This is a genomic window from Isoptericola sp. b408, from assembly GCF_030588085.1.
Classification (GTDB): domain Bacteria; phylum Actinomycetota; class Actinomycetes; order Actinomycetales; family Cellulomonadaceae; genus Isoptericola; species Isoptericola sediminis.
The window spans coordinates 317,847-344,246 of the sequence record NZ_JAUQYQ010000002.1 but is presented as its reverse complement, the minus strand read 5'-3'; the positions used below and the strand labels follow the sequence as shown (position 1 = coordinate 344,246).

The following is a 26,400-nucleotide window of genomic DNA, read 5'->3' as shown; positions in this document are numbered from 1 at the left end:
CCGGGGGTACGCGGTCGAACGAGAAGGTCAGGCCGCCCGGGCCAACGCGTCGGCGACGGTGCGCTGCACCGCGAAGGGCTCGAGCGGGCGCGGCACGACGGCGTCCGCGAGCGACCATGATGCCAGCCAGGCGTCGTCGGGCCGGCCCGTCAGCACCACGACGGGCGGGCAGTCGTAGACCTCGTTCTTGAGCTGTCGGCACAGCCCCATCCCGCCGGCCTTGTCGGCCTCGCCGTCCAGCACCAGCAGGTCGAACCGTCCGGAGGTGACGGCGGAGGTCACGGCCGGGGCGGTGGCGGTCTCGGTCCACTCGATCGGCGGCGCGTCGGCCCCCAGACGAGGTCCGACGGCGAGGCGCACCTGCTCGCGCACCGTGCGGTCGTCGCTGTACAGCAGCACCCGGGGGCCGTTCGTCATCGAGCATCCCTTTCGCAGTCGTTTGGTGGCATCGTGGCACAGGTCCGTCACCTCGGTCAGCACGATGTCGTGGTCTTTTCGTGGCACTGTCCTGCCATCCGTCACGATCTGGGCCCTTGGCCGCCCGTTTCTGCAGATTTCGTGGTGGTCGTCTCCACCGAAACCGTCGTGATGGTCCTCGAACCTCCCGCACGTCGGCCATAATGGATCGCGTGTCGACCGCAACGGCTGCTGCCCCCCACGCCCATCAGCACGTGACCGTGAACCGACCGAACACCGTCTCGGTCGGGACGATCGTGTGGCTCGCCAGCGAGCTCATGTTCTTCGCGGGCCTCTTCGCGATGTACTTCACGGTGCGATCCGTGTTGCCCGAGGAGGAGTGGGCCGCGCAGGCCGACATGGTCAGCTTCACCTTCCCGCTGATCAACACGACCGTCCTGGTGCTGTCCTCGGTCACCTGCCAGCTGGGCGTCTGGGCCGCCGAGCGCTTCCAGCCCGTGCGCACCGGCTCGCTGCTCCAGGTGGGCAAGTGGGGCATGAACGAGTGGATGACCCTGACCTACCTCATGGGCTCCTTCTTCATCGCCGGCCAGATCTTCGAGTACGCCGAGCTGGTCGAGCACGGCCTGACGATCTCCTCCAGCGCCTACGGCTCCGTGTTCTACCTGGCCACCGGGTTCCACGGCCTGCACGTGATCGGCGGCCTCATCGCCTTCCTCTTCCTGCTCGGCCGGTCCTTCCGCGCCAAGCGGTTCACCCACCACGAGGTGACCACGGGCCTCGTGGTCTCCTACTACTGGCACTTCGTCGACGTCGTGTGGATCGCCCTGTTCCTGGTGATCTACGTCCTGAAGTGATCCCTCCGGCCCGGCGCCGTCGCCGGGCCGACGCCCCCGAACCATCCACCTTCGAGACGAGGACATTTACGTGAAGGCACTCGCCGCCCGCCGGCACCACCGGGCCGCCCCGGTCGTGCTGATGCTGCTGGCGCTGCTGCTCACGGGCGGCGTGTACGCCGTCCTGGCGCCGAGCCCTGCCACGGCCGACACCGCCAGCACAGCGAACGACGTCGAAGAGGGCGACCGCCTCTTCCAGGCCAACTGCGCCACCTGCCACGGCCCGAACGCCGAGGGCACCTCCCAGGCCCCGTCCCTGGTGGGCGTGGGCGCGGCGTCCGTGGACTTCCAGGTCTCGACGGGCCGGATGCCGATGCAGGCGAACGGTCCGCAGGCTCCGCAGAAGCCCCCACAGATGACCGAGGAGCAGACCGCGCAGCTCGCCGCCTACGTCGCCTCGCTGGGCGCGGGTCCCGCGATCCCGACCGACGAGCAGGTCGACGGGGCCGAGGGCGACGCCTCCAACGGCGCCCTGCTGTTCCGCACCAACTGCGCGATGTGCCACAACGCCGTCGGCGCCGGCGGTGCGCTGTCCGAGGGCAAGTGGGCCCCGCCGCTCTACGAAGTCTCGGAGCGGAACATCTATCAGGCCATGCTGACCGGCCCGCAGTCGATGCCGGTCTTCAACGACGCCAACATCACGCCCGACGAGAAGCGGGACATCATCGCGTACCTGCTCGAGCAGCGCGACGGGTCGGCCGGCGGGCTGACCCTCGGGTCGCTCGGCCCCGTGAGTGAAGGCGTGTGGGCATGGGTCGTCGGCCTCGGGCTGATGATCGGTGCCGCTGTGTGGATCGGAGCGAAGTCCTCGTGAGCGAGAACCAGAACCCCACCCCCGGCCGCGACGTCACCACGACGTCGGGCGCCCAGGACCCGGAGCGTTTCACCGACCCCGGCGTCCCCGCCCACAAGCTGCGGCTGACCGACACCGACCCGGCGGCCCGCCGGCGCAACGAGCGCCTCGTGGTGCTGCTGTTCGCCATCTCGTGCCTCGGCGCCATCGGCAGCATCGTGGCCTACTTCGCGGTCCGTCCCGACGGCACCACCGAGGGCGTCCGCCTGTCGACGATCGCGCTGGGCGTCACCATGGCGATCTCCCTGCTGGGAATCGGCATCGCGGCGATCCACTGGTCCAAGTCGCTCATGAGCGACCACGAGCACGTCGACGAGCGGCACGAGCTCGCCTCGTCGCCCGAGGTGCGCGAGGTCGCCGTCCAGCACCTCACGGACGGCGTCGAGGACTCCGGGATCGCCCGCCGCGGCGTGCTCAAGGGTGCCGCGGTCTCCGCGCTCGCTCTGTTCCCCCTGACCTTCGCCGTCCCGCTGATCTCCAGCGTCGGCGGCGACTGGAACATCTCCAAGTTCCGGCACACCCTGTGGGAGCGGGGCACGCGCCTCGCCTACGACCCCACGGGACGCCCCATCCGAGCTGCCGACCTCACCGTCGGTTCCGCGGCCCACGTCATCCCTGAGGTCCCTCAGGAGTACATGGAGTCGCACGAATGGATCACCGAGAAGGCCAAGGCCGTCGTCCTGCTCGTCCGGCTCAACCCGGAGGACCTGCGCTCCGACCAGTCCCCCGAGGGGCAGACCTGGTCGTACGACGGGATCGTGGCATACTCGAAGATCTGTACCCACGTCGGATGCCCGGTGGCGCTGTACGAGCAGCAGACTCATCACCTGCTCTGCCCGTGCCACCAGTCGACATTTGACATGGCCGATGGCGCGAAGGTCGTCTTCGGACCGGCGAACCGGCCGCTGCCCCAGCTGCCGATCACGGTCGACGACGAGGGCTACCTCATCGCGCAGGACGACTTCGCCGAGCCCGTCGGACCGAGTTTCTGGGAGCGACTGAAGTGAGCACCGACACCACCGCGTCCAACAGCGGCGCTCCGACCACCCCGGCCGGCAAGGCCGCGGACTATCTCGACCAGCGCACCAGCGTCGGTGGCGCCGTCAAGGAGTTCGCGCGCAAGGTCTTCCCGGACCACTGGTCGTTCATGCTGGGCGAGATCGCCCTCTTCTCGTTCGTCGTGCTGCTGCTGACGGGCGTGTTCCTGACGATGTTCTTCGACCCCTCGATGGCGCTCGAGGAGTACCACGGCGCCGGGCCGGAGACGATGCAGGGGCAGCTGATGTCGGTGGCGTTCGCCTCGACGCTGGACCTCTCCTTCGAGGTCCGCGGCGGTCTGCTCATGCGGCAGATCCACCACTGGGCGGCGCTGATCTTCATGGCCGCGATCGTCGTGCACATGATGCGCGTGTTCTTCACCGGTGCGTTCCGCAAGCCGCGTGAGATCAACTGGCTCGTCGGCACCGTGCTGCTCATCCTGGGCCTGGCCGCCGGCTTCTCCGGCTACTCGCTGCCGGACGACGTGCTCTCCGGCAACGGCCTGCGCATCACCGACGGCGTCATCAAGTCGATCCCGGTGATCGGCTCGTACATGTCGTACTTCGTCTTCGGCGGGGAGTTCCCGGGCGACCAGATCATCCCGCGGCTGTTCACCGTGCACATCCTGCTGGTGCCGGCCCTGATCCTCGCCCTCATCGGCGTGCACCTGTTCCTCATGGTGCTGCACAAGCACACGCAGTACCCGGGCGGCGGCCGCACCGACAAGAACGTCGTCGGCTACCCGCTGTTCCCGGTGTACATCGCCAAGATGGGCGGCAACTTCTTCATCGTCTTCGGCATCCTCGCCCTGATGGGTGCCACGATGAGCATCAACAACGTCTGGAACTACGGACCGTACGACCCCTCCCCCGTCGGCGCCGGCGCGCAGCCCGACTGGTACATGCTGTTCCTCGAGGGATCGCTACGCCTGATGCCGGGTGCCGGCATGGAGTGGGTCATCTTCGGCTACACGTTGTCGCTCAACGTGCTGATCCCGGCCGTGGTCATCCCGACCCTGCTGTTCCTGTTCCTGTTCGCGTACCCGTTCGTCGAGGCCAAGGTCACCGGTGACAAGCGCGAGCACCACGTGCTGGACCGTCCGCGCAACGTCCCGGTCCGCACCGGGCTGGGCGTCGGGTTCCTGACCGCGTTCATCATCCTGGCGCTCGCCGGCTCGAACGACCTCATCGCGACGCACTTCGGGATGTCGATCAACCAGATCACCTGGGCGTTCCGCATCCTGTTCTTCGTCGGTCCGGTCCTCGCGTTCTTGATCACCAAGCGCATCTGCCTCGGCCTGCAGCGCAAGGACCGCGAGCTCGTGCTCCACGGTCACGAGACCGGTCGGATCGTGCGGTTCGCCAACGGCGAGTACATCGAGGTCCACCGTCCGCTGGACGAGCAGGAGCGCTGGCTGCGCGTCAACTACACGGCGCACAAGCCGCTGGAGATCGAGCCCGCGACCGACGCCCGCGGCGTCAAGCGCAAGGGCTACCAGAAGGACAAGCGCTGGCAGCGTCTGTCCCGGTTCTTCTACGAGGACCGCGTCGAGCCGGTGACCCCGGCCGAGCTCGCCGCCGCGCACTCGCACGGCGAGCACGACGAGATCGCTGCCGAGAGGAAGTCCCCCGAGGTCACCACGGGGGCGGAGAGCGTCGAGCGGGAGCGCTGAGACTCCTGCCAGGTCGCGACCGAGACCCGCGCACCCATCGCCCGCTCCGGCGGGCAGGGTGCGCGGGTCTCTGTCTATCCTGCACCGGGGGTCGGCACGGCCGACCCACCGGGACGACGAGAACACGCCGCGCACGCCCACCGGGTGTCGTGCGGCCTGACACCGGAGGTACCCAGCATGGCCGTCTACACGCTGCCTGACCTGCCCTACGACTACAGCGCGCTCGAGCCGCACATCAGCGGCAAGATCATGGAGCTGCACCACGACAAGCACCATGCGACCTATGTCTCCGGCGCGAACACCGCGCTGGACAAGCTGGCCGAGGCGCGCGAGTCGGGCGACCTCGCGGCAGTGAACCTGCACGAGAAGAACCTCGCGTTCAACCTCGGCGGGCACACCAACCACACGATCTTCTGGCACAACCTGTCCCCCGAGGGCGGTGGCGAGCCCGAGGGTGAGCTGGCGGAGGCCATCAAGGACCAGTTCGGCTCCTTCTCCGCGTTCCAGGCGCACTTCGCCGCGACCGCGACCGGCATCCAGGGCTCCGGCTGGGCCGTGCTCGGCTGGGACTCCATCGGCCAGAAGATGCTGATCTTCCAGCTGTTCGACCAGCAGGCCAACGTCCCCGTCGGCATCACCCCGCTGCTGATGCTCGACATGTGGGAGCACGCCTTCTACCTGGACTACCTGAACGTCAAGGCCGACTACGTCAAGGCGTTCTGGAACCTGGCCAACTGGCAGGACGTGGCCGCCCGCCTCGAGCGCGCCCGCACCGCCACGAACGGGCTCCTCACCGCCTGAGCTCGTCCGAGCCTGCGGCCGCCGTCACGACGGCGGCCGACGGAGGGCCCCGCACGCCGTTGCGTGCGGGGTCCTCTCGCGTGTTCCCACGACCTTCGAACTGCCCCGAGAACGCGTCTACGCGCTTCTCCGGGCCGCTCGGCCTGGGCAGCACGGGGAGTCTGCGCTGCGCCTTCTGCGCGGGTCAGGGCGGCCTGTGGCGGGTCAGGGCGGCACAGGGCCGATCGAGGCCCTCTGGCGGGCCGGCACGCCTGGCCGTGGACGCCCCCTCTCCCCTGGTCCCATCCGAACGACGGTGTCCGGGCGCGTCATGGCGAGATGGGCCGGTTGCACTCGCTCCCCGCAGTCCTGACTGGGCGTGAGGCGTCCTGACTCGGCGAGAAAAGCCCTGACTCGGCGAGAAAAGCCCTGAGTCGGCCGGAGAGGTCCTGAGTCGGCGCAGGGCGGCCTGACTGGGCGTGGAGGGGGCCTCGGGCCAGGGCGGGGCCGGGAGACGACAAGAGGCGCCCCGCACCAGACGGTGCGGAGCGCCTCTCGGGAGATGCTGACGATCAGTGGGCGTGCTGGCCCCGGCTGAACTCGAAGACCCAGCCGACCAGGCCGACGATCCCGATGATCGCGCCGATGTAGAGCACCCACCAGCCCACGGCCAGGCTCAGGAAGCTGACGGCGGCGGCGATGCCGAGCACCAGGGGCCACCAGGACCACGGGGCGTAGACGCCCTGGTCGCCGGCGCCCTGCTCGATCTCACCGTTCTCGTCGTCCTCCGGACGCGGGTCGGTGTGCTTGGCCTGGACGACCAGGTAGGCACCGATCATCGCCATCAGAGCACCGACGAGCGGGATGCCGAGGTACCCGACCGGCTCGGTGAAACCGCTCCAGAGGCCGTACACCACGCCGACCAGCACGAAGAACGGTGCCGTCCAGACGAAGAGGCGGATCTCGATCTTCACTTGGTGTCCTCCTCGCCCTCGGCGGGGCGGTCAGCGTCGACGACGGTGGTGCTCGACTGGTGCTTCTCCGGGTAGTCCTTCCAGCTGAGCTCCTCGACCATCTCGTACTGGCCGGTCCGGTCCGCGCCGCCGTAGACCTGGTCCAGGGCGCCCTGGTTCAGGTGCGGGTCCTCCATCGCGGCCACCTCCGGGTGGTGGAGGTCGAACGCCGGCGACTCGGAACGGATCCGCGGCAGCGAGGTGAAGTTGTGCCGCGGCGGCGGGCAGGACGTCGCCCACTCGAGGGAGCGGCTGTAGCCCCACGGGTCGTCCACGGTGACCTTCGGCGCGTTGCGCCAGGTCGTGTAGACGTTCCACAGGAACGGCAGCGTGGACGCGGCGAGGATGAACGCCCCGACCGTCGAGAGCTGGTTCTCCCAGGTGAAGCCTTCCTCGGGCAGGTAGTCGGCGTAGCGGCGGGGCATGCCCTCGACGCCGAGCCAGTGCTGGACGAGGAACGTCATGTGGAAGCCGACGAACAGGATCCAGAAGTGGATCTTGCCGAGGCGCTCGTTGAGCATCCGCCCGGTGAACTTCGGCCACCAGAAGTAGAAGCCGGCGAACATCGCGAAGACCACGGTGCCGAAGACGACGTAGTGGAAGTGGGCGACGACGAAGTACGAGTCCGACAGGTGGAAGTCGAGCGCCGGGCTGGACAGGATGATGCCGGTCAGACCGCCGAAGAGGAAGGTCACCAGGAAGCCGATCGACCAGAGCATCGGCGTCTCGAAGGTGAGCTTGCCTCGCCACAGGGTGCCGATCCAGTTGAAGAACTTCACACCGGTCGGGATGGCGATGAGCATCGTCATGAACGCGAAGAACGGCAGCAGCACCGCACCGGTGACGTACATGTGGTGGGCCCACACCGTGACCGACAGGGCCGCGATCGCGATGGTCGCGTAGACCAGACCCTTGTAGCCGAAGATCGGCTTGCGGCTGAACACCGGGAAGATCTCGGAGACGATGCCGAAGAACGGCAGCGCGATGATGTACACCTCGGGGTGGCCGAAGAACCAGAAGAGGTGCTGCCAGAGCACCGCTCCCCCGTTGTCCGGGTTGAACACCTGGGCGTCGAACCGGCGGTCGGCACCGAGCGCGAAGAGCGCGGAGGCCAGCGGCGGGAAGGCCATGAGGACCAGCAGGCTCGTCACCAGGGTGTTCCAGGTGAAGATCGGCATCCGGAACATCGTCATGCCCGGGGCGCGCATGCAGATGATCGTGGTGATGAAGTTGACGGCACCGAGGATGGTGCCGAAACCACCGAGGGCGAGGCCGAAGACCCACAGGTCACCGCCGAGCCCTGGACTGAAGGTCGTGTTCGACAGCGGCGCGTAGGCGAACCAGCCGAACGAGGCGGCCCCCTGCGGCGTGAAGAAGCCGCCGGCCGCGATGAGCCCGCCGAACAGGAACATCCAGTAGGCCAGCATGTTCAGCCGCGGGAACGCGACGTCGGGCGAGCCGATCTGCAGCGGCATGATCACGTTGGCGAAGCCGGCGAACAGCGGCGTCGCGAACAGCAGCAGCATGATCGTGCCGTGCATCGTGAAGAGCTGGTTGTACTGCTCCTTGCTCTGCACGAGCTGGATGCCCGGCGCGAAGAGCTCGGCGCGGATGAGCAGCGCGAGGATGCCTCCCACGGCGAACCAGAAGAACGACGTGATGAGGTACATGTAGCCGATCGTCTTGTGGTCGGTGGAGGTGATCCACTTGACCACGGTGCGACCCAGCGTCTGTCGCCTCGGCTGCAGGCCGGGGATGGCCTCGGCGGCGCCGTAGGCGGTCTCGGTGGTGGCCATCAGCCCTCGACCTCCGGGATCGTCTCTTCACTGGAGTACTCGGAGCTCTGCTGGCGGTTCAGGTCCAGGCCGAGCTCGCCGGTCTGGCCCTGGGCGCGCAGCTCCTCCATCTGTGCGTCGTACTCGGCACGGTCGACGACCTTGACGTTGAAGAGCATCCCGGAGTGGAACTCACCGCAGAGCTCGGCGCACTTGCCGGCGTAGGTGCCTTCACGCTCGGGGACGACCTGGAACGTGTTCGTCTTGCCGGGGATCATGTCCATCTTGAACAGGAAGGCCGGGATCCAGAACGAGTGGATGACGTCGCGGGAGTCGACCGTGAACTCGACCCGCTCACCGACGGGCAGGTAGAGCGTCGGCAGCTCCTCGGCCGTGCCGGGCGCGCCGTCGACGGTGTCCTCGGCGGTCACCGAGCCGGGCTCGAGCAGCTGCTGGCCGGTCTCGTAGACGTCGTCGTCGAGGTAGTTGAAGTCCCAGCTCCACTGCTTGCCGATGACGTGGATGTTGACGTCCGGCTCCTCGCTCGTGTCGAGGATCGCCGTCATGTCGCGGTTCGTGTAGAAGAACAGCACCAGGATCATGAGCGTCGGCACGATCGTGTACATGATCTCGAGCGGCATGTGGTAGCGGGTCTGGACCGGCAGCCGGTCGTCGCCGCGGCGCTTCCGGTACGCGGCGACGCACCAGAGCATGAGGCCCCAGGTGATGACGCCGACGGCGAGCGCGGCGACCCAGGAACCGTTCCACAGGTTCATGATCCGCTCGGTCTGGTTGGTCACCTGGCCGTCGGTGTAGCCCGGGAGGTAGCCGCGCTGGACGGCGTCGCTGGCGCAGCCGGTGGCGAAGGCCGCGACCGCGACGGCGAGCGCCGTCGCACGCAGCGCCATCGACCGCCGGGTGCGGGTGGTGCTCTTCGAGTGCAAGGGAGGCCTTTCACGTCTCGTCCGACCGCTGCGTCCTGAGGCAGGGCGCACGGGTGGGACCTTCGTCCTCGATGGGAGCAGCCTAGCGCGACCTTCACCGTTCCGACGCCAGAAGATCCCCCTTCCTACGTGACGGGATCACCCTGGACGTCGCCATCCGCGATGTTCGCGACGCCTGCCGAACCGGTGTCAGATCGGCCGCCGCTTTCGCGACACCGAAGCCCCCGGCGGCATGATGGTCACCACGCTTCGACGCCCACCGAGAGGCCCTTGTGACACATCCCACCTCGCCGACGCCCGCCCGCACCCACCTGGACAACGGCGGGTCGGCGCCCCTGCACCCGTCGGCGCGGCAGGCCTTCGTCCAGGCCCTGGACGAGGGATGGGCGGACCCCCGCCGGCTGCACGCCGAGGGCCGGCGCGCGGCCGCCCTGCTGGACGGGGCGCGAGAGGCCGTGGCCGGGGTGCTGGGGACCCGGACCGAGGAGGTCCGGTTCACGCCCTCGCACACGGCGTCCCTGCACGCGGCGGTGGCCCAGGTCGCCCGGGCCCGACGGCGGCACGGCGGCGACGTCGTGGTCGGCGCGGTCGAGCGGGCCGCGGTCCTGCACGCCGCCGACCACGTCGCGGCTGCCGCGCAGGGCCGCCGCACGACGGTCCCCGTCGACCGGGTCGGGCGGGTGGACGCCGACGAGCTCGCCTCGGCGGCCCGCGCGGACGGCGTCGCGCTGGCGGCGCTGCAGGACGCCAACGGCGAGGTCGGTACCCGCCAGCCGGTCGCCCGGGTCCACGCCGCGCTCGAGGGTTCCGGGGTCCCCCTGCTCGTGGACGCCGGTGCCTCGGTGGGGCACGCCCCGCTGCCGACGGCGTGGGACCTGCTGGCGGCCGACCCCGCCGACTGGGGCGGGCCCCGCGGCCTGGGGATCCTCGCGGTGCGCCACCGCACGCGCACGGTCCCGGCCGGCCCGGAGGACCCCGACCCCTGGGCGCCCGGTGGCGTCAGCGTCCCGGCCGCGTTCGCCGCGGCCGTGTCCCTGCAGGCGGTCGCCCAGGACCTCGCCGCGGAGGACGAGCGGCGCCGTGCGCTGGTCGACCGGATCCGCGACGGCGTCGCGGGCGTGCCGGACGTCGAGGTGGTCGGCGACCCGCAGGACCGCCTCCCCCACGTGGTGACGTTCTCGTTCCTCTACGTCGACGGCGAGGCGCTGGTCACCGAGCTCGACCGCGCCGGGTTCGCCGTGGGTTCCGGGTCGGCCTGCACCGCGGGCACGCTGGAGCCGTCGCACGTCCTGGCCGCGATGGGCGTGCTCACGCACGGCAACGTCCGCCTGGCCCTGGACCGTTCGACCACGGCCGAGGACGTCGAGCGCTTCCTCGCGGTGCTGCCGGGGGCGGTCGCCCGCGTCCGGGACGCCCTGGGGGTGTCGGGGCTGTGAGCGCCGGGCCGGAGGTCGTGGACGCGCGGGGCCTGCGCTGCCCGCTGCCCGTGGTGCGGCTGGCCGCCCACGCGAAGGAGCGACCCGGGGGAACGGAGATCACGGTGCTCGCGACGGATCCGGCCGCCCGGTACGACGTGCCGGCGTGGGCGCGGCTGCGGGGGCACGCCATGGTGGCCGAGGAGCAGCACCCCGGGAACGACGAGACGGACGGCCGGGCCTGGTGGGCCCTGACCGTCCGTCTCGAGGACTAGCGGCTCCGGCTCGCGCGAGCCGGGACGTCGATCAGCCGAAGGAGCCGCCGCAGGCGCAGGACTCGCCGGCGTTCGGGTTGTCGATCGTGAAGCCCTGCTTCTCGATGGTGTCCGCGAAGTCGATCTTCGCGCCGTCGAGGTAGGGCACGCTCATACGGTCCACGACGACCTCGACGCCGTCGAAGTCGCGCAGCGCGTCCCCGTCGAGCAGGCGCTCGTCGAAGTAGAGCTGGTAGATGAGCCCGGAGCAGCCGCCGGGCTGGACGGCGACGCGCAGGCGCAGGTCGTCGCGCCCCTCCTGCTCCAGGAGGCTGCGGACCTTGTTCGCGGCGACCTCGGAGAGCTCGACGCCGTGCGTGGCGATCTCGGTGGTGTCGGTCATGCTTCCTCCAACAGGTGGGCCGGTACGGCTGTTCCCGATCCTACGCCCGAATCCCCCGCCCCCGGCGATGTGAGGGACGTCACTCCTCGGGGGCGGCCCAGGCCGGCGCCCACGTGCGCGCGACCCGGCCCACGGCCTCACCCGACGGCGGCTCGCCGATCTCGTGCGCCCCGGCGACCCCCGCCCCGGAGAGCTCGCGGCGGGTCGTCTCGTCCCGCCCGGCGAGCACGACGACGGGCACGGCGTACGGGGCGGCCGCCTCCGCGGCCCGGTGCACCGGGCCTGCGCGCAGGGCGGAGGCGTCCAGGACGGGCGTGTGCACGACGACGAGGTCGGCGTGGGCGACACGCTCCTGCAGGAGACGGACCTCGGGCGGCGGCGGGGGCGGCGTGACGCTCGTCAGCCCGAGGCTCGTCGTGGGGACGAAGACACCGGGCGCCGGAGCCTCGCCGGGGGGTGCGGTCGCGGCCACCGGTCCCGGGGGCAGGACCATCGGCTCGACGACGCAGCGCGGCGCCGCCTCGGTCCAGGCCGCGGCCAGGGGCGTCCAGGGCCCACGGTCGGCGCCGCCGTCGTCGGCGGCTGTCACCAGCAGTACGTGCACGTCACCGATCGTGGCACACGTCGGGACCGTGGGAAGATGATGCCGTGACTGTGCTGAACGAGACGTCGAACTTCACCGAGCCGGCGCCCTCGGCGCTGCTGCTGCTCGGTCAGGGCCGCGACCTCGCCTCCGAGCGCGGGGTGGAGTGCACCGGCGCGCTGCCGGCGCCCTCGGACCCGGACCTGGTGGACCGTGCGCGCGCCGCGCGGGCGGCGCTGGGCGAGCGCGCCTTCGTGCTGGGCCACCACTACCAGCGCGACGAGGTGATCGACTTCGCCGACGTCACCGGGGACTCCTTCAAGCTCGCCCAGCGGGCGGCGGCGCGGCCCGAGGCCGAGTTCGTCATCTTCTGCGGCGTGCACTTCATGGCCGAGTCGGCCGACATCCTCACCGCGGACACCCAGCAGGTGGTCCTGCCGGACATGGCGGCGGGCTGCTCGATGGCGGACATGGCCGAGATCTCGCAGGTCGAGGAGGCCTGGGAGGTGCTGGCCGACGCGGGCGTCGCCGACGACACCGTGCCGGTGACGTACATGAACTCCTCCGCGGCGATCAAGGCCTTCACCGGCCGGCACGGCGGGACCGTGTGCACGTCGTCGAACGCCCAGGTCGCCCTGCGGTGGGCCTTCGACCAGGTCGGCGGCGTCGACGGCACGGGCAAGGTGCTGTTCCTGCCGGACCAGCACCTGGGCCGCAACACCGCGGTGAACCAGCTCGGGCTGTCCCTGGACGACTGCGTCGTGTTCGACCCGCGCAAGCCGAACGGCGGCCTGACCGATGCCGAGCTGCGCGACGCACGGATGATCCTGTGGCGCGGCCACTGCTCGGTGCACGGACGGTTCTCGGTGCAGAACGTCGAGGCGATCCGCGCCAAGGCGCCGGACGTCAACGTCATGGTCCACCCGGAGTGCCGCCACGAGGTCGTCGCGGCGGCGGACCGCGTCGGCTCGACGGAGTACATCATCAAGGCCCTCGACGCCGCCGAGCCCGGGTCGACGTGGGCGATCGGCACCGAGCTCAACCTCGTGCGCCGGCTGGCCAGGGCTCACCCCGACAAGCAGGTCCACTACCTCGACTCCACGGTGTGCTTCTGCTCGACGATGAACCGGATCGACCTGCCCCACCTGGTCTGGGCGATGGAGTCGCTGGCCGAGGGCCGCGTGGTCAACCGGATCGTGGTGGACTCCGACGACGCCCACTGGGCCCGGGTGGCCCTCGACCAGATGCTGGCGCTGCCGGGACTCTGACCCGGGGCGCGGGAAGGCGACGCAAGTGAGCACCGACGGCGGGCTGCACATCGGGATCCTGCTGTTCGACGACGCCGACGAGCTCGACGCGGTCGGACCGTTCGAGGTCCTCGCCGCGTGGGAGGAGCACTCCGCGTCGCCCCTGCGGCCGCACGTGAGCACCTTCTCCCGCGACGGCGAGGGCGTGCGGCTGGCCAAGGGCATGCGGATCGTGCCGGCCCGCTCGGCGGACGACGTCGGCCCGCTGCACGTCCTGGTCCACCCGGGGGGCTGGGGCACCCGTGCCCTCGTGGCCGACCACGGGCACCTGGAGTGGTTGCGCCAGGTGCACACCCAGACGCCGGTGGTGGCGAGCGTGTGCACGGGGGCGCTGGTGCTGGCGGCGGCCGGTCTGCTGGCGGGGCGTCCCGCGACGACGCACCGGGACTACTACGACGACCTGGCGCAGATCGACCCGTCGACGGTCATCGACACCGAGGCCCGGTTCGTGGACGACGGCGACGTGGTCACCTCCGCCGGCGCCTCGGCCGGGATCGACATGGCCCTGCACCTCGTGGAGCGCCTGGAGTCGGTGGAGGTCGCCCGGGCGGTGCGGCGCACCCTGGAGTACCCAGGTATCTGATACCGCAGGTCGCTGGTATACCGTCGCCGTATGACGCGGATGATCCAGCTCGCCACGGCCACGCTCCTGCCCCGCCGCCAGCGCCCCGGGATGGGGCCGTTCGACGCCTCGACCACGGTGATGCGCGTCAAGCCGGGCGACCTGGACTTCTACCTGCACGTCAACAACGGCTCGTACCTGCAGATGATGGACGTGGCCCGGTCCAACTTCCTCGCCGACATCGGCGGTCTGGCCAAGCTCCGGTCGCAGGGCTGGTACCCGGTGGTGGCGGCCTCGACGATGACGTACAAGCGGTCGCTCAAGCTCTTCGACCGCGTCACCATCACCAGCCGCGTGATGGGCTGGGACCAGCGCGTCGTCTTCCTCGAGCAGAGGATGACCCGGCGCGACGACGAGCTCTGCGCCCGCGGCTGGATCGCCGCCCGGTTCCTGGGCCGGGACGGCATCCGGGTGGCCCCGCACGACGTCGTGGCGGTGCTCGGCGACGACCCGGACCTGGTCAGCCCCGACCTGCCCGAGGACGTCGCGGCCTGGGCCCGGGCGGTCGACGTCGCGCACCGCGACGTCGACCGCGCCTGAGCGCTCAGCCGGCGGCCAGCCCCCGCAGCAGCAGCGCCTCGGCCACCAGGACCTTGCGCAGCTCGCCCAGGTGCACCGACTCGTTGGCGCCGTGGGCGCGCGAGTCCGGGTCCTCCACCCCGGTCACGAGCACGGCCGCCTCGGGGAACGCCTCGAGCAGGTCGGCGATGAACGGGATCGACCCGCCGACGCCGATGTCCACGGGATCCGTCCCCCACGCCGCGGCGAAGGCCGAGCGCGCGGCCCGCATGGCCTCCGAGTCGTCGGGCGCGCCGAAGGCCTTGCCCTGCTCCCCCGGCGTCCAGGTCACGCGGGCGCCGAACGGGGCGTGGGCGGTCAGGTGCGCCTGCAGCGCGTCCTCGGCGGCCTGCGGTGCGAGCCCCGGCGGGATCCGCACCGACAGCTTGGCCGCGGCCCGCGGGGCCAGCGTGTTGGAGGCGTGCGCGACGTCGGTCGCGTCGACACCGATGACGGCGACGGCCGGCTTGGTCCACATCCGGCCCGCGATCGTGCCCTCCCCGGCCAGCTCGACGCCGTCCAGCACCGAGGAGTCGGCCCGGAAGTCGGCCTCGGCGTAGTCCACGTCGGGCTCGGCGGCGCTGGTCAGGCCCTCGACCGCCACGTTCCCGGCGTCGTCGTGCAGCGTGGCCAGCAGGCGGGCCAGCAGCAGGTTGGCGTCGAGGACGGGACCGCCGAACATCCCCGAGTGCACGGCGTGGTCGAGCACGTCGACGCTCACGACGCCGTCGACGAGCCCGCGCAGCGACGTCGTCAGGGCGGGCACGCCCACCTTCCAGTTGGTCGAGTCCGCCACGACGATGACGTCGGCGGCGAGCAGCTCGTGGTGGTCGGCCAGGAACCGGGAGAAGCTCGGCGAGCCTGCCTCCTCCTCCCCCTCGACGAACACGGTCACACCGACGCCCGGCTCCTCGCCCAGGGCGCCCAGCGCGCGCAGGGCGCCCACGTGCGCCATGACCCCGGCCTTGTCGTCGGCCGCGCCGCGCCCGAACAGCCGCTCGCCGCGCTGGACGGGTTCGAACGGCTCGGTGTCCCAGGTGGCGGGGTCCCCCGGCGGCTGGACGTCGTGGTGGGCGTACAGCAGCACGGTCGGCGCCCCCTCGGGCGCGGGACGGCGCGCGACGACGGCCGGGGCCCCGGGCTCGCCGTCGGGCCGCTCCGAGCGCAGGATCTGCACCTCGGGCATGCCGGCGTCGCGCAGCAGCGTGGCCACGGCCTTGGCGCTGGTCTCCACGTGCGCCGGGTCGAAGGCGCTCGCGGAGACGCTCGGGATGCGGACCAGGGCCTCGAGGTCGGCCTGAACCGCGGGGAACAGTTCGTCGACGTGCGCGCGCAGCGCGGCGACGTCGCTCTCGGTGTGGGTCATGCGCCCACGGTAACGGGGTGTTCGAAGGCACCCCGTGTCTCAACTACCCTGGAGGCGTGTTCTCCCGCAAGCGTGATCTCGCCGATTCCCCTGCCACGGAGCCGTCCGCCTCCTCCGCCGACGTCGCGGGGACGTCCTCCGCCGCCGACAGCTCCGACTCGCCGTCGCGCCCGGGCTCCAAGGGACGCCCCACGCCGAAGCGCAGCGAGTCGCAGGCGAAGAACAAGCGCCCGCTGGTCCCGAACGACCGCAAGGCCGCGCGCAAGGCGAACCGGGAGAAGGCGCGCACGGAGCGCAACCGCGAGTACCAGGCGATGCAGACCGGTGACGAGCGGTTCATGCCGGCCCGGGACAAGGGCCCGGTGCGCCGCTACGTGCGGGACTACGTCGACGCCCGCTGGAACGTCGGCGAGTTCTTCCTGCCGGTCGCGTTCGTGTTCATCTTCCTGAACCTGCTCTTCATCCAGAACCCGACCATGGCGTCCCTCGTGCTGCTGGCCCTGTACGCGGTCGTGTTCATCACGCTCATCGACGTCGTCGTCATGTGGCAGCGCCTCAAGCGCCGGCTGCGCGACAAGTTCGGCACGCTGGGCGTGGACGGCAAGAAGGAGTACTACGTCCCGCGCGGCACGATGATGTACGCCGCGATGCGGGCGCTGCAGATCCGCCGCTCCCGGCTGCCGAAGCCGATGCACAAGAAGCACGGGCACTGGCCGGAGTGAGCGCCTAGGGTGGCCGGATGGTCACCTACCGCTACCTCGGCAACAGTGGTCTCAAGATCTCCGAGATCACCTACGGCAACTGGCTCACCCACGGCTCCCAGGTCGAGAACGACGTCGCCACGCAGTGCGTGCACGCCGCCCTGGACGCGGGCATCACCTCCTTCGACACCGCCGACGTCTACGCCAACACCAAGGCGGAGCAGGTCCTCGGCGACGCCCTCAAGGGGCAGCGCCGCGAGAGCCTGGAGATCTTCACGAAGGTCTACTGGCCCACGGGGCCCGGCGGTCCGAACGACACCGGCCTGTCGCGCAAGCACGTCATGGAGTCGATCAACGGCTCGCTGCAGCGCCTCGGCACCGACTACGTCGACCTCTACCAGGCGCACCGCTACGACACCGAGACGCCTCTCGAGGAGACGATGCAGGCGTTCGCCGACATCGTGCGCCAGGGCAAGGCGCTCTACATCGGCGTCTCGGAGTGGTCGGCGGACCAGATCCGTGCCGGCGCCGCGATGGCGAAGGACCTCGGTTTCCAGCTCATCAGCTCCCAGCCGCAGTACTCAATGCTGTGGCGGGTCATCGAGGACGAGGTCGTCCCGGCCTCGCGCGAGAACGGGCTGTCGCAGATCGTCTGGTCCCCCATCGCCCAGGGCGTGCTGACCGGGAAGTACGTCCCCGGCCAGCCGCTGCCGTCCGGGTCCCGCGCCACGGACGACAAGGGCGGGGCGAAGATGATCCAGCGGTTCATGAACGACGACGTCCTCGAGCGGGTGCAGCAGCTCAAGCCGGTCGCCGACGAGCTGAACCTGACCATGGCCCAGCTCGCCGTGGCCTGGGTGCTGCAGAACGACAACGTCGCCGCCGCGATCGTGGGCGCGTCGCGGCCCGAGCAGGTCGCCGAGAACGTCAAGGCTTCCGGGGTGGAGATCCCCGCCGAGCTCATGACACGGATCGACGACGCGCTGGGTGACGTGGTCGAGCGCGACCCGGCCAAGACCCTCGAGGGTGCACCGAAGACGCGCGTCGTCTGAGGCCCCTCGCCCCGTCAGGCCCTGCCCCGCCACCTCGGCGGGCAGGGCCTGACGTCCGTCCGGGACCGACCGCGGCGGTCAGCGGTGCTGGTCGCCGAACGACGCCAGCGCCCGCGCGATCCGGGCGGCCCGACGGCGCACCTGGTCCGGGTGCGCCGCGGGCAGGGCGGGCTCGGGTGCCCGCCGTCTCCCGCGAGCCCGCGGCGGTGCCGGCGTGGTCAGCCCCGCGGGTACGAGGGGACGCCACCGCGCGGCCGCCTGAACCACGGGGCCGACCCCGAGGGCGTAGGCGATCGTCGCCCAGCCGAACGTGCCGCCGAGCAGCACACCGACCACGACGACCGCGACCTCGATCCCCGTCTTGACCGCCCGGACGGACCAGCCGGTGCGGGCCACCAGACCGGTCAGCAGCCCGTCCCGGGGTCCCGGCCCGAGGCGGACGCCCACGTAGGCGGCGGTCGCGACGCCGTTGAGCACGATGCCGCCCACCACCAGCAGCACCTGCGCCGCCCGTCCGGGCTCGGGCGCGAGCCGGTCGACGGCGACCAGGGCCGGCCCGATGAGCGCGGAGATGACGACGACGTTCGCCACGGTCCCGATCCCGGGCCGCTGGCGCAGCGGCACCCAGGCGGCGAGCACGAGGATCGAGGCCACCAGCACGGCGACGCCGAACGACCAGGCCGTGGCCCGGACGACGCCCTGGTGCAGGACGTCCCACGGCATCGCACCCTGCCCGGCCTGCACCACCATGGCCATCGAGGCCGCGTAGCCGGCCAGGCCGAGCAGGAGCTGGACCGCGCGGCGCGTCACCCCCATCTCCGGGATGCGCGGCCCCGGGGACCGGCGGTCGGTCACGCGGCGTGCGGGACGACGGCCGACCGGGCGTCCCTGGCGTGGCGTCGGCTGCGGAGGTGCGAGAGTCATGGCCTCACCCTCGCCATGATTGGCCTGGACTTCCATAGCCAATCGCGCAAGAGTGGACCGGTGACCACCACCACGCCCGGACCACCGGCCACCGGGGCGGTGCGCTCCCTGACGGCGCAGGGCGCCGTCCGGCTCCTCGGGACCTGGCACACGACCGGCCCCGCCTACCAGGCGCTCGCCGACGCGCTGCGCGCGGCCGTCCTCGCGGGGGCGCTCCCCGTCCTGACGCGGCTGCCGAGCGAGCGCGAGCTGGCCCGCGCGCTGGGCGTGTCCCGGGCGACGACGTCGGCCGCCTACGCCCGGCTGCGGGACCTCGGCTTCGCCGCGAGCCGCGTGGGCTCCGGCACGGTCGCCGTGCTGCCGCGCGACACCGGACGCCCCGCCGGGACAACGCCCCCGGCCGGTGACGCGCCGTCGGCCGACCCCGCACGCCCCGCCTCCGACCGCACGATCGACATGTCGCAGGCGACGCCGTCCGCCTCCAGTGCCCTGCACGGCGCCTACACCCGAGCGCTGGAGATGCTGCCCGGCTACCTGGACGGCGGGGGCTACGCCCACCTCGGGGTGGAACCCCTGCGTGCCGCCGTCGCCGCCCGGTACACCGCCCGCGGGGCCCCGACCGACCCGGACCAGATCCTGGTCACGACAGGAGCCCAGCAGGCGATCGCGCTGCTGACGACCACGCTCGTGGCCCGGACCGAGCACGTCGTCGTCGAGTCGCCGACGTACGTCCACGCACTGGGTGCGCTGCGCCGGGCCGGCGCCCGCGTCGTCGGGGTCCCGGTCGGGGACGTCGAGGCGATCGAGTCCGTCGTCCGGCGCACGGGCGCACGGTTCGTCTACCTGGTGCCGGACTTCCACAACCCGACCGGGCGCACGATGACCCGCGACGAGCGCGACGCGGTCGCGGAGCTCGCCGCCCGCCACGACGTCACCGTCGTCGGGGACGAGACGCTGACCGACGTCGGCCTCACGGGGGCCGGCGTGCCCGCCCCGTTCGTCGGGGACGGGACCGACCCACGTCTCGTCGCGGTCGGGTCGGCCTCGAAGTCGTTCTGGGGCGGCCTGCGCGTGGGCTGGGTGCGGGCCGACCCCCAGCTCGTGCGCCGGCTCGCGCACACCCGCCAGGTCCTCGACGTGGCCACCCCGGTGCTCGAGCAGCTGGCCGTGACCGACCTGCTGGAGCGCCGCGACCGGATCCTTCCCGAGCGGGTCGCGGACCTGCGCGCCCGGCGCGACGACCTCGTCGACCTGCTCCACGAACGGCTGCCGGCGTGGGACGTGCCCCGCCCGGACGGCGGGCTGTGCCTGTGGGTCGGGCTGGGCCGCCCCCTCGGGCGGGCGGTGGCCGCCGCGTCCGTCGCCGAGGACCTCCGCCTGGCCCCGGGACCCTTGTTCACACCCGACGGGTCGGGACAGGACCGGGTGCGCCTGACCTTCACGCGGCCGGTCGGGGAGTACGAGGAGGTCGTCGACCGCCTGCGACGGGCGTGGGCCCGGGTCGGCGGGTGAGGAGCCGCGCCGGCGACGCCGCCGCGCCGAGGGACCTCAGGGCTTGCGCAGCTCGACGGTCGGCGTGGCCTGCGCCCCGTCGTGGAGCAGCCGCGCCCGGGCGGCACCGGTCTCGGCCAGCGTGCGCCAGTGCTCGCCGAGCCACTCCTCGGCGTCGTACTGCGTCGTGAACGCGGGGCTGAGCGGCGCCGTCAGCGGCGCGCCGGTGTCGTCGTCGAGGGCCCACTCCCAGCGGGGCCGGATCATGCCATCGTCCCGGCGCTGGACGACCCCGGGGACCGCGTCAGGGCGCGGTTGATCCTGGACGGCCAGAACGGCCCGCGGTAGACGAACGAGGTGTAGCCCTGGACCAGGTCGGCGCCGGCGCGCAGGTAGGCACGCACGTCGTCGGCGTCCGTGACGCCCCCGACGCCGATCACCACCGGGTCGGGTCCGAGCCGTCCGCGCAGGCGGCGCACGACCTCCAGCCCGCGTGCGAGCAGCGGCGGGCCGGACAGCCCGCCGGGGCCGCGGTCGTGGCCGACGGTGGTGTTGACGGCGACGACGCCGTCCAGCCCGAGCTCGGTGACGAGGTCGGCCACGGCGTCGACGTCCTCGTCGGACAGGTCCGGGGCGATCTTGACCAGCAGCGGGGTCCGGCCGACGCGGGCGAGCGCCGTCGCCTCGTCCGCCGCGGCACGGACGGCAGTCAGGATCGGGCGCAGCTCGTCGGCCGTCTGCAGGTCGCGCAGCCCCGGGGTGTTGGGCGAGGAGACGTTGACGACGAGGTAGTCGGCGTGCTCGGCGAGCATCCGCGCGCACCGCGCGTAGTCACCGGCCGCGTCCGCGGCGGGGGTGGACTTGTTCTTGCCGATGTTCACCCCGACGATGACGGCGCGACCCGCCCGGGTGGAGCGGAGCGCACGCAGCCGCTCGGCCATCTCCACGGCGCCGTCGTTGTTGAACCCCATCCGGTTGCGCACGCCGCGCACGTCGAGCTCGCGCCACATGCGCGGCCGCTCGTTGCCCGGCTGCGGGCGCGGGGTGACGGTGCCGACCTCGACGAACCCGAAGCCCAGCATGGTCAGCCCGCGCACGGCCCGCGCGTTCTTGTCGAACCCGCCGGCCAGGCCGAAGGGTGCCGGCACGGTCCGGCCGAGCACCTCCACGCTGCCGGGACCGCCGATGCCGCGACCGAGGTAGGGGGCCAGGGCGCCCTGCACGACGTCGCGCAGCAGCGGCACCCTGCCGGCGACCTCGATCGCGCGGAAGGCGCGGTCGTGCGCACGCTCGGGGTCCATCCGCCGCAGGACGGTCTGGAACAGCAGGGTGTACGGCGTCATCAGGCCTCCGTCGGTCGGACCGGCGCGGACTCCGGGGCGGTGCGTCCGGGGCGAGTGTGCCAGAGCCACCACAGACCCACGAACGGCAGGACGAGCGGGACGTACCCGTAGCCCTGACCGAAGCCCGACCACACGGTCGCCTCGGCGAAGTACTCCGGGTGGGTCACAGACAGCGTACCGACGGTCAGCACACCCGCCGCCTCGACGACGACGGCGCCCCAGGCGACACCTCGCCAGCCCGTCCCCCGTCCGCCCAGCGCGAGCGCGACGGTGGCCACGACGTACACCACGGCGGCCAGCAGGGACAGCAGGTAGGCGGCGGGCGCCTCGGCGAGCTTGGTCAGCACCTGGTAGCTCGAGCGGCCCAGCGCGGCCAGGGCGAGGATGCCGTAGACGGACACCAGCAGCCGGCCGAAGCCGCCGCTCGTGGTGGGCCGCTCGTCGCTCACAGGCCGGCCTCCCAGATCACCCAGAGGCGCCACTCCAGGAACGCGACGGTCAGCGCGGCGACGCAGAGCACGACCGAGGACCACTTGGTCCGCTCGGCGAAGGCCCACAGGGCGGCCAGCGGCAGCAGCATCGCGGCGGTGAGCAGGTACCCCCAGAACAGCGGCCCGTCCACCGCGTGGCCGCCGGCCTGCTGGATCGCCGCCACGACGGCCTGGACCAGGAGCACCGCCTCGACCGCGGCCGCACCGAAGAGCTGTTTGAGGATCACCGCCCGGTCGCGCACGACGAACCAGGCGGCCCAGCCGGCGAGCAGCCCGCACAGCACCAGGGCGAGGACGAGGAGCGGAAGGACCACGTCGGCAGACTACCCGTCGCGGCCGTACCCGGTGGTGGGGGCGACCGGTTAGCCTGGTGCGCGTGGCTGACCTCACTCTGACCGGAAAGAATCCGACCTCCCTCGCTGCCGACGCGCTCGTCGTGGGCACCTGCTCGACCTCCGACGGCGTGGCCGTCGTGGCCGACCAGCTGCCCGCCTCGCTGGTCGAGCAGCTCGAGACCCTCGCACCGCGCCTCGGCGTGACCGGCGCACGGCAGGAGGTGCGCACCGTGCCCGCCGGCAAGGACGTCGCGGCGGACGTGCTGGTCCTGACCGGCCTCGGCGAGCGGGACGCGGACGGCACCTTCGACCGCGAGACCCTCCGGAGTGCTGCCGGTGCGGCCGTGCGCTCGCTGGCCGGCTCCACGTCGGCCGTCGTCGCCCTGCCGGCGGTGGACGAGGAGGAGCTCGGCGCCGTCGTCGAGGGCGCGCTGTTCGGGGCGTACGCGTACACGACCTACCGGGACGACAAGGCGTCGGCGAAGCTGGCCCCGGTGACCACCCTGCAGGTCGCGACGCCGTTCGCCCGTTCGGCCCGCGCCAAGGCCGCGGCAGCCCGCGCCGAGGTGCTGGCCGCCGCCGTGCACGGCACGCGCGACCTCGTCAACGCCCCCGCGAACGACCTCTACCCGGCCTCGTTCGTCGACGCGGCCAAGGCCGCCGTCAAGGACCTCGGCGTCAAGGGCGTCAAGATCACCGTCCTGGACGACAAGCAGCTCGCCGCCGGCGGCTACGGCGGCCTGACCGGCGTCGGCCAGGGCTCCTCCCGAGGCCCGCGGATGGTCAAGCTCACCTATTCCCCCTCCAAGCCCGCCACCCGCATCGCGCTCGTGGGCAAGGGCATCACGTTCGACACCGGCGGCATCTCGATCAAGCCCGCCGCCAACATGGACGCGATGAAGTCGGACATGGCCGGTGCGGCGACCGTGCTGCACGCGGTGCTCGCCGCGGCCCGGCTCGGGCTCCCGGTCGCCGTGACCGGCTACCTGTGCCTCGCCGAGAACATGCCCGGCAGCAACGCCCAGCGGCCCGGCGACGTCATCACGATCCGCGGCGGCAAGACGGTCGAGGTGCTCAACACCGACGCCGAGGGCCGCCTGGTCATGGCCGACGGTCTCGTCTCGGCCGTCGAGGACGGTCACGACGTCGTGCTCGACATCGCCACGCTGACCGGCGCCCAGATGGTGGCGCTCGGCAAGCGGGTCGGCGGCGTCATGGGCACCGACGACGTCCGCGACGAGGTCAAGGTCGCCGCCGACACCGTCGGTGAGCAGTTCTGGCCGATGCCGCTGCCCGAGGAGCTCGCCGAGGGCCTCAAGTCCAAGACCGCCGACATCGCCAACGTGGGCGAGCGCTGGGGCGGCATGCTCTCGGCCGGCATCTTCCTGCGCTCGTTCGTCGAGGACACGCCGTGGGCCCACCTCGACATCGCCGGCCCGTCGTTCAACGACTCGGCCGCGTTCGGCTACACCCCGGCCGGCGGCACGGGCGTGGGTCTGCGCACGCTGGTGGGCTTCCTCGAGGGCCGGGGCATCACCACCGACTGACCGGACCGGCTCCGGCGCACCGAGCGACGAGGGCCGGACCGACAGCTCCCCCGGTCGTCAGACCGGAAGCGGAGGGCGCCCAGCGCCCGTGAGCGCGACCGGGGGAGCTGTCGGTCCGGCCCTTCGTGCTGCCCGGGGTCCTATCGTCCCTTGCGCTCCTGGCGCTGCGCGGAGTTCCAGTCGCGCATGCGCTGGGGGTAGCCGGTGAACCGGACGTTGTAGACCGGGACGCCCAGGGACCGGGCCACCTCGAAACCCGTGCGCTCGTCGGGCACGCGGCGGCGCGTCCACTCCCCCGTGGTCGCCACCAGCAGCACCGTGCTGGGGGTCTGGGCGTTGGGGGGCTCGACGTAGGCCTCGACACCGACGCGGGTGCGGACGAACTCCTCGAGATGCGCGACGGCGGCGGCGCGTCCACCCCCGCCGGAGGGGGCCGGCGACGACGGTTCCGACCGCCCGAGCAGACGGTCCAGAGCAGACCTCAACGACATGTTCGCGAGACTACCCGCCCCGGGCGGACGACGGGGGAGCCGGTCGTGCCGCGCGGAGCGGCCGTTTCACGACGTTACGGGTGTCGACGCCAGCAAAGATGCCGTGGTGGACCACGATGTACCCAGCATCACAGCTCTGCGCAGGCGCCCGATTGGGGGGCGGACGCAGGTAGTGACAAGATGGCACGCAGTGACCCAGGAACGCGGCTACCGGACAGGAGTCGGTCGAGCCTCCGGCCGACCGGCTCCGGCGCCTCGCTCGACCCACTGATCGAAGGAGACTCCACAGGTCATGTCTGAGAACGTGCAGCTGCCGGCGCTCGGCGAGTCCGTCACCGAGGGCACCGTCACGCGATGGCTCAAGTCCGTCGGCGACACCGTCGAGGTCGACGAGCCCTTGCTCGAGGTCTCCACCGACAAGGTCGACACCGAGGTCCCCTCCCCCGTGGCCGGCGTCGTCGAGCAGATCCTCGCCGAGGAGGACGAGACCGTCGAGGTCGGCGCCGTGCTCGCCGTCATCGGTGACGGCTCGGGTTCGGGGTCCTCCGACGGCGGGTCCCAGGAGGCCCCGGCCGAGGAGTCCGCCGAGTCGGCGCCCGCGGAGGAGTCCCCCGCCGAGTCCGCCCCCGCCGCGCAGGAGTCCGCTCCCGCCGCCGAGGAGTCCGCTCCCGCCGAGAAGGAGGAGTCCTCCCAGCCGGCATCGGGTGGCGGCGAGGGCACCGAGGTCACGCTCCCGGCCCTGGGCGAGTCCGTCACCGAGGGCACCGTGACCCGGTGGCTCAAGGCGGTCGGCGACAGCATCGAGGTCGACGAGCCCCTGCTCGAGGTCTCCACCGACAAGGTCGACACCGAGGTCCCCTCCCCCGTGGCGGGCACCGTGCAGGAGATCAAGGTCGAGGAGGACGAGACCGTCGAGGTCGGCGCCGTCCTGGCGATCGTCGGCTCCGGTGCCGCCCCCGCGGCCGAGAAGAGCGAGAAGAAGCCCGAGCCCGAGAAGAAGCCGGAGCCCGAGCCCGAGCCGGAGAAGAAGGCCGAGCCGGAGAAGAAGCCGGAGCCGAAGCCCGAGCCCGAGAAGAAGCCCGAGCCCGCGGCGGAGAAGCCCGCCGAGAAGCCGGCTCCCGAGAAGAAGCCCGAGTCGAAGCCCGAGCCCGCGGCGGAGAAGCCTGCCGGTGGCCGCGGCTCCTACCTGACGCCGCTGGTGCGCAAGCTCGCCGCGGAGAAGGGTGTCGACGTCGACACGGTGCAGGGCACCGGCGTCGGTGGCCGCATCCGCAAGGAGGACATCCTGGCGGCGGCCGAGAAGGCCTCCGCCCCGGCCGCGTCCGCCCCGGCGTCGTCGGAGCCCAAGAAGCCGACCGTGCCCGAGGTCTCGCCGCTGCGCGGCACCACGGAGAAGATGTCGCGTCTGCGCAAGGTCGTGGCCGAGCGCATGCACGAGGCGCTGCACACCCAGGCCCAGCTCACGACCGCCGTCGAGGTCGACGTCACGAAGGTGGCCAAGCTGCGTCAGCGGGCCAAGGCCGACTTCAAGGCCCGCGAGGGTGCGAACCTGACCTTCCTGCCGTTCTACACGCAGGCGGCCGTGGAGGCCCTCAAGGCCTTCCCGAAGGTCAACGCCTCCATCGACACCGACAAGGGCGAGATCACCTACCACGGCTCGGAGAACGTCGGTATCGCCGTCGACACCGAGCGCGGCCTGGTCGTCCCGGTCATCAAGAACGCCGGTGACCTCAACCTGGCCGGCATCGCCCGCCAGATCGGCGACCTCGCGGCCCGTACCCGCGACAACAAGATCGGTCCGGACGACCTCAGCGGCGCCACGTTCACCATCACGAACACCGGCTCCGGCGGTGCCCTCTGGGACACCCCGATCGTCCCGGTCGGCCAGGTGGCGATCCTCGGCACCGGCACGATCACGAAGAAGCCCGTGGTCGTCACGACCGCCGACGGCGAGGAGACCATCGCGATCCGCCAGATGGCGATGCTGTTCCTGTCCTACGACCACCGCCTGGTCGACGGCGCCGACGCCGCCCGCTTCCTCACCGCGGTGAAGAACCGCATCGAGGAGGGCGCCTTCGAGTCCGAGGTCGGTCTCTGACCGGCTGACGCACCACCCGTCAGGGGCGAGG

Annotated in this window: 28 protein-coding genes; 15 read left to right on the top strand and 13 right to left on the bottom strand. The window is 71.8% G+C overall.

Annotation, left to right across the window (positions count from 1 at the left end; translation table 11 throughout):
* Nucleotides 1-27: 27 nt before the first annotated feature.
* Entirely contained in the window at nucleotides 28-417 is a 390-nt protein-coding gene (locus Q6347_RS07250; RefSeq protein ID WP_171248086.1) for a response regulator transcription factor, read from the bottom strand.
* Nucleotides 418-620: 203 nt separating this feature from the next.
* On the opposite strand from Q6347_RS07250, the gene Q6347_RS07245 reads away from it, so the two are divergent.
* The 5 genes from Q6347_RS07245 (at nucleotide 621) to Q6347_RS07225 (ending at nucleotide 5,677) form a co-directional block, all read left to right on the top strand.
* Nucleotides 621-1,274 carry a heme-copper oxidase subunit III gene (locus tag Q6347_RS07245; RefSeq protein WP_171248085.1) on the top strand — a complete coding sequence of 218 codons (654 nt, stop codon included), beginning with the start codon at nucleotides 621-623 and terminating at the stop codon, nucleotides 1,272-1,274.
* Nucleotides 1,275-1,344: 70 nt separating this feature from the next.
* Nucleotides 1,345-2,127 (top strand): c-type cytochrome, encoded by a 783-nt coding sequence (locus Q6347_RS07240; RefSeq protein WP_171248084.1) that lies wholly within the window; start codon nucleotides 1,345-1,347, stop codon nucleotides 2,125-2,127.
* Entirely contained in the window at nucleotides 2,124-3,173 is a 1,050-nt protein-coding gene (locus Q6347_RS07235) for a ubiquinol-cytochrome c reductase iron-sulfur subunit (protein ID WP_304604208.1), read from the top strand. The genes Q6347_RS07240 and Q6347_RS07235 overlap by 4 nt, the downstream gene beginning before the upstream one ends.
* Complete coding sequence (locus Q6347_RS07230) at nucleotides 3,170-4,876, top strand: cytochrome bc complex cytochrome b subunit (RefSeq protein WP_171248082.1); 1,707 nt, start codon at nucleotides 3,170-3,172, stop codon at nucleotides 4,874-4,876. The genes Q6347_RS07235 and Q6347_RS07230 overlap by 4 nt, the downstream gene beginning before the upstream one ends.
* 177 nt (nucleotides 4,877-5,053) lie before the next feature.
* A complete protein-coding gene (locus Q6347_RS07225) occupies nucleotides 5,054-5,677 on the top strand; it encodes a superoxide dismutase (RefSeq protein ID WP_171248081.1) in 624 nt (207 codons plus the stop codon).
* A 551-nt stretch (nucleotides 5,678-6,228) separates the two neighbouring features.
* On the opposite strand, the gene Q6347_RS07220 is transcribed toward Q6347_RS07225, so the two are convergent.
* The 3 genes from Q6347_RS07220 to coxB are packed head-to-tail and all read right to left on the bottom strand — an operon-like array spanning nucleotide 6,229 to nucleotide 9,388.
* Complete coding sequence (locus Q6347_RS07220; RefSeq protein WP_171248080.1) at nucleotides 6,229-6,630, bottom strand: cytochrome c oxidase subunit 4; 402 nt, start codon at nucleotides 6,628-6,630, stop codon at nucleotides 6,229-6,231.
* Entirely contained in the window at nucleotides 6,627-8,465 is a 1,839-nt protein-coding gene (gene ctaD, locus Q6347_RS07215; protein WP_171248079.1) for a cytochrome c oxidase subunit I, read from the bottom strand. Before ctaD ends, Q6347_RS07220 begins: the two co-directional genes overlap by 4 nt.
* The gene (coxB, locus tag Q6347_RS07210; RefSeq protein WP_246246733.1) at nucleotides 8,465-9,388 is read right to left on the bottom strand and encodes a cytochrome c oxidase subunit II; all 924 of its coding nucleotides are present in this window, start codon (nucleotides 9,386-9,388) and stop codon (nucleotides 8,465-8,467) included. The genes ctaD and coxB overlap by 1 nt, the downstream gene beginning before the upstream one ends.
* A gap of 272 nt (nucleotides 9,389-9,660) precedes the next feature.
* Here coxB and Q6347_RS07205 point away from each other — a divergent pair, with 272 nt between their 5' ends.
* Together Q6347_RS07205 and Q6347_RS07200 are read left to right on the top strand one after the other, a co-directional pair.
* Nucleotides 9,661-10,824: a cysteine desulfurase family protein gene (locus Q6347_RS07205; protein WP_304607023.1), complete on the top strand. Its 1,164-nt coding sequence runs from the start codon at nucleotides 9,661-9,663 to the stop codon at nucleotides 10,822-10,824.
* On the top strand, nucleotides 10,821-11,078 hold the full coding sequence (locus Q6347_RS07200; RefSeq protein ID WP_304604210.1) for a sulfurtransferase TusA family protein: 258 nt from the start codon (nucleotides 10,821-10,823) through the stop codon (nucleotides 11,076-11,078). The genes Q6347_RS07205 and Q6347_RS07200 overlap by 4 nt, the downstream gene beginning before the upstream one ends.
* A gap of 31 nt (nucleotides 11,079-11,109) precedes the next feature.
* Here the strand turns inward: Q6347_RS07200 and Q6347_RS07195 are convergent, their stop codons facing one another.
* Together Q6347_RS07195 and Q6347_RS07190 are read right to left on the bottom strand one after the other, a co-directional pair.
* Complete coding sequence (locus tag Q6347_RS07195) at nucleotides 11,110-11,460, bottom strand: iron-sulfur cluster assembly accessory protein (protein WP_171248076.1); 351 nt, start codon at nucleotides 11,458-11,460, stop codon at nucleotides 11,110-11,112.
* Nucleotides 11,461-11,539: 79 nt separating this feature from the next.
* Nucleotides 11,540-12,064 (bottom strand): hypothetical protein, encoded by a 525-nt coding sequence (locus Q6347_RS07190; RefSeq protein ID WP_304607022.1) that lies wholly within the window; start codon nucleotides 12,062-12,064, stop codon nucleotides 11,540-11,542.
* 44 nt (nucleotides 12,065-12,108) lie between these two features.
* Between Q6347_RS07190 and nadA the strand changes: the two genes are divergently transcribed.
* From nadA to Q6347_RS07175, 3 genes are read left to right on the top strand one after another with little or no spacing between them, the layout of a single operon-like run.
* On the top strand, nucleotides 12,109-13,311 hold the full coding sequence (gene nadA, locus Q6347_RS07185; protein ID WP_304607021.1) for a quinolinate synthase NadA: 1,203 nt from the start codon (nucleotides 12,109-12,111) through the stop codon (nucleotides 13,309-13,311).
* Nucleotides 13,312-13,336: 25 nt separating this feature from the next.
* Nucleotides 13,337-13,933 carry a DJ-1/PfpI family protein gene (locus Q6347_RS07180; RefSeq protein ID WP_304607020.1) on the top strand — a complete coding sequence of 199 codons (597 nt, stop codon included), beginning with the start codon at nucleotides 13,337-13,339 and terminating at the stop codon, nucleotides 13,931-13,933.
* A gap of 30 nt (nucleotides 13,934-13,963) precedes the next feature.
* A complete protein-coding gene (locus tag Q6347_RS07175; RefSeq protein WP_304604213.1) occupies nucleotides 13,964-14,512 on the top strand; it encodes an acyl-CoA thioesterase in 549 nt (182 codons plus the stop codon).
* Between the two features lie 4 nt (nucleotides 14,513-14,516).
* On the opposite strand, the gene Q6347_RS07170 is transcribed toward Q6347_RS07175, so the two are convergent.
* On the bottom strand, nucleotides 14,517-15,896 hold the full coding sequence (locus Q6347_RS07170) for a dipeptidase (protein ID WP_304607019.1): 1,380 nt from the start codon (nucleotides 15,894-15,896) through the stop codon (nucleotides 14,517-14,519).
* A gap of 56 nt (nucleotides 15,897-15,952) precedes the next feature.
* Here Q6347_RS07170 and Q6347_RS07165 point away from each other — a divergent pair, with 56 nt between their 5' ends.
* Nucleotides 15,953-16,618 (top strand): DUF3043 domain-containing protein, encoded by a 666-nt coding sequence (locus Q6347_RS07165; RefSeq protein ID WP_304604215.1) that lies wholly within the window; start codon nucleotides 15,953-15,955, stop codon nucleotides 16,616-16,618.
* Nucleotides 16,619-16,635: 17 nt separating this feature from the next.
* Nucleotides 16,636-17,649 carry an aldo/keto reductase family protein gene (locus tag Q6347_RS07160; protein WP_304607018.1) on the top strand — a complete coding sequence of 338 codons (1,014 nt, stop codon included), beginning with the start codon at nucleotides 16,636-16,638 and terminating at the stop codon, nucleotides 17,647-17,649.
* Between the two features lie 78 nt (nucleotides 17,650-17,727).
* On the opposite strand, the gene Q6347_RS07155 is transcribed toward Q6347_RS07160, so the two are convergent.
* The gene (locus tag Q6347_RS07155) at nucleotides 17,728-18,573 is read right to left on the bottom strand and encodes a YitT family protein (RefSeq protein WP_369810818.1); all 846 of its coding nucleotides are present in this window, start codon (nucleotides 18,571-18,573) and stop codon (nucleotides 17,728-17,730) included.
* Nucleotides 18,574-18,633: 60 nt separating this feature from the next.
* On the opposite strand from Q6347_RS07155, the gene Q6347_RS07150 reads away from it, so the two are divergent.
* Nucleotides 18,634-20,085: a PLP-dependent aminotransferase family protein gene (locus Q6347_RS07150; protein WP_304607017.1), complete on the top strand. Its 1,452-nt coding sequence runs from the start codon at nucleotides 18,634-18,636 to the stop codon at nucleotides 20,083-20,085.
* A gap of 36 nt (nucleotides 20,086-20,121) precedes the next feature.
* Here Q6347_RS07150 and Q6347_RS07145 read toward each other — a convergent pair whose 3' ends face one another.
* Genes Q6347_RS07145 through Q6347_RS07130 form a run of 4 tightly spaced genes read right to left on the bottom strand, consistent with a single transcriptional unit; the run spans nucleotide 20,122 to nucleotide 22,212 of the window.
* Nucleotides 20,122-20,331 (bottom strand): hypothetical protein, encoded by a 210-nt coding sequence (locus Q6347_RS07145; protein ID WP_171248067.1) that lies wholly within the window; start codon nucleotides 20,329-20,331, stop codon nucleotides 20,122-20,124.
* Complete coding sequence (locus tag Q6347_RS07140; RefSeq protein WP_304607016.1) at nucleotides 20,328-21,407, bottom strand: quinone-dependent dihydroorotate dehydrogenase; 1,080 nt, start codon at nucleotides 21,405-21,407, stop codon at nucleotides 20,328-20,330. The genes Q6347_RS07145 and Q6347_RS07140 overlap by 4 nt, the downstream gene beginning before the upstream one ends.
* Nucleotides 21,407-21,856: a hypothetical protein gene (locus tag Q6347_RS07135; protein WP_304604219.1), complete on the bottom strand. Its 450-nt coding sequence runs from the start codon at nucleotides 21,854-21,856 to the stop codon at nucleotides 21,407-21,409. Before Q6347_RS07135 ends, Q6347_RS07140 begins: the two co-directional genes overlap by 1 nt.
* A complete protein-coding gene (locus tag Q6347_RS07130; protein WP_171248064.1) occupies nucleotides 21,853-22,212 on the bottom strand; it encodes a hypothetical protein in 360 nt (119 codons plus the stop codon). Before Q6347_RS07130 ends, Q6347_RS07135 begins: the two co-directional genes overlap by 4 nt.
* Before the next feature lie 62 nt (nucleotides 22,213-22,274).
* Here Q6347_RS07130 and Q6347_RS07125 point away from each other — a divergent pair, with 62 nt between their 5' ends.
* Nucleotides 22,275-23,780, top strand: coding sequence for a leucyl aminopeptidase (locus Q6347_RS07125; RefSeq protein ID WP_171248063.1), 1,506 nt, complete (start codon nucleotides 22,275-22,277; stop codon nucleotides 23,778-23,780).
* 140 nt (nucleotides 23,781-23,920) lie between these two features.
* Here Q6347_RS07125 and Q6347_RS07120 read toward each other — a convergent pair whose 3' ends face one another.
* Nucleotides 23,921-24,271, bottom strand: coding sequence for an oxidoreductase (locus Q6347_RS07120; RefSeq protein WP_171248062.1), 351 nt, complete (start codon nucleotides 24,269-24,271; stop codon nucleotides 23,921-23,923).
* A 292-nt stretch (nucleotides 24,272-24,563) separates the two neighbouring features.
* Between Q6347_RS07120 and sucB the strand changes: the two genes are divergently transcribed.
* Nucleotides 24,564-26,369 (top strand): 2-oxoglutarate dehydrogenase, E2 component, dihydrolipoamide succinyltransferase, encoded by a 1,806-nt coding sequence (sucB, locus tag Q6347_RS07115; protein ID WP_304607015.1) that lies wholly within the window; start codon nucleotides 24,564-24,566, stop codon nucleotides 26,367-26,369.
* The last annotated feature ends 31 nt before the right edge of the window (nucleotides 26,370-26,400 follow it).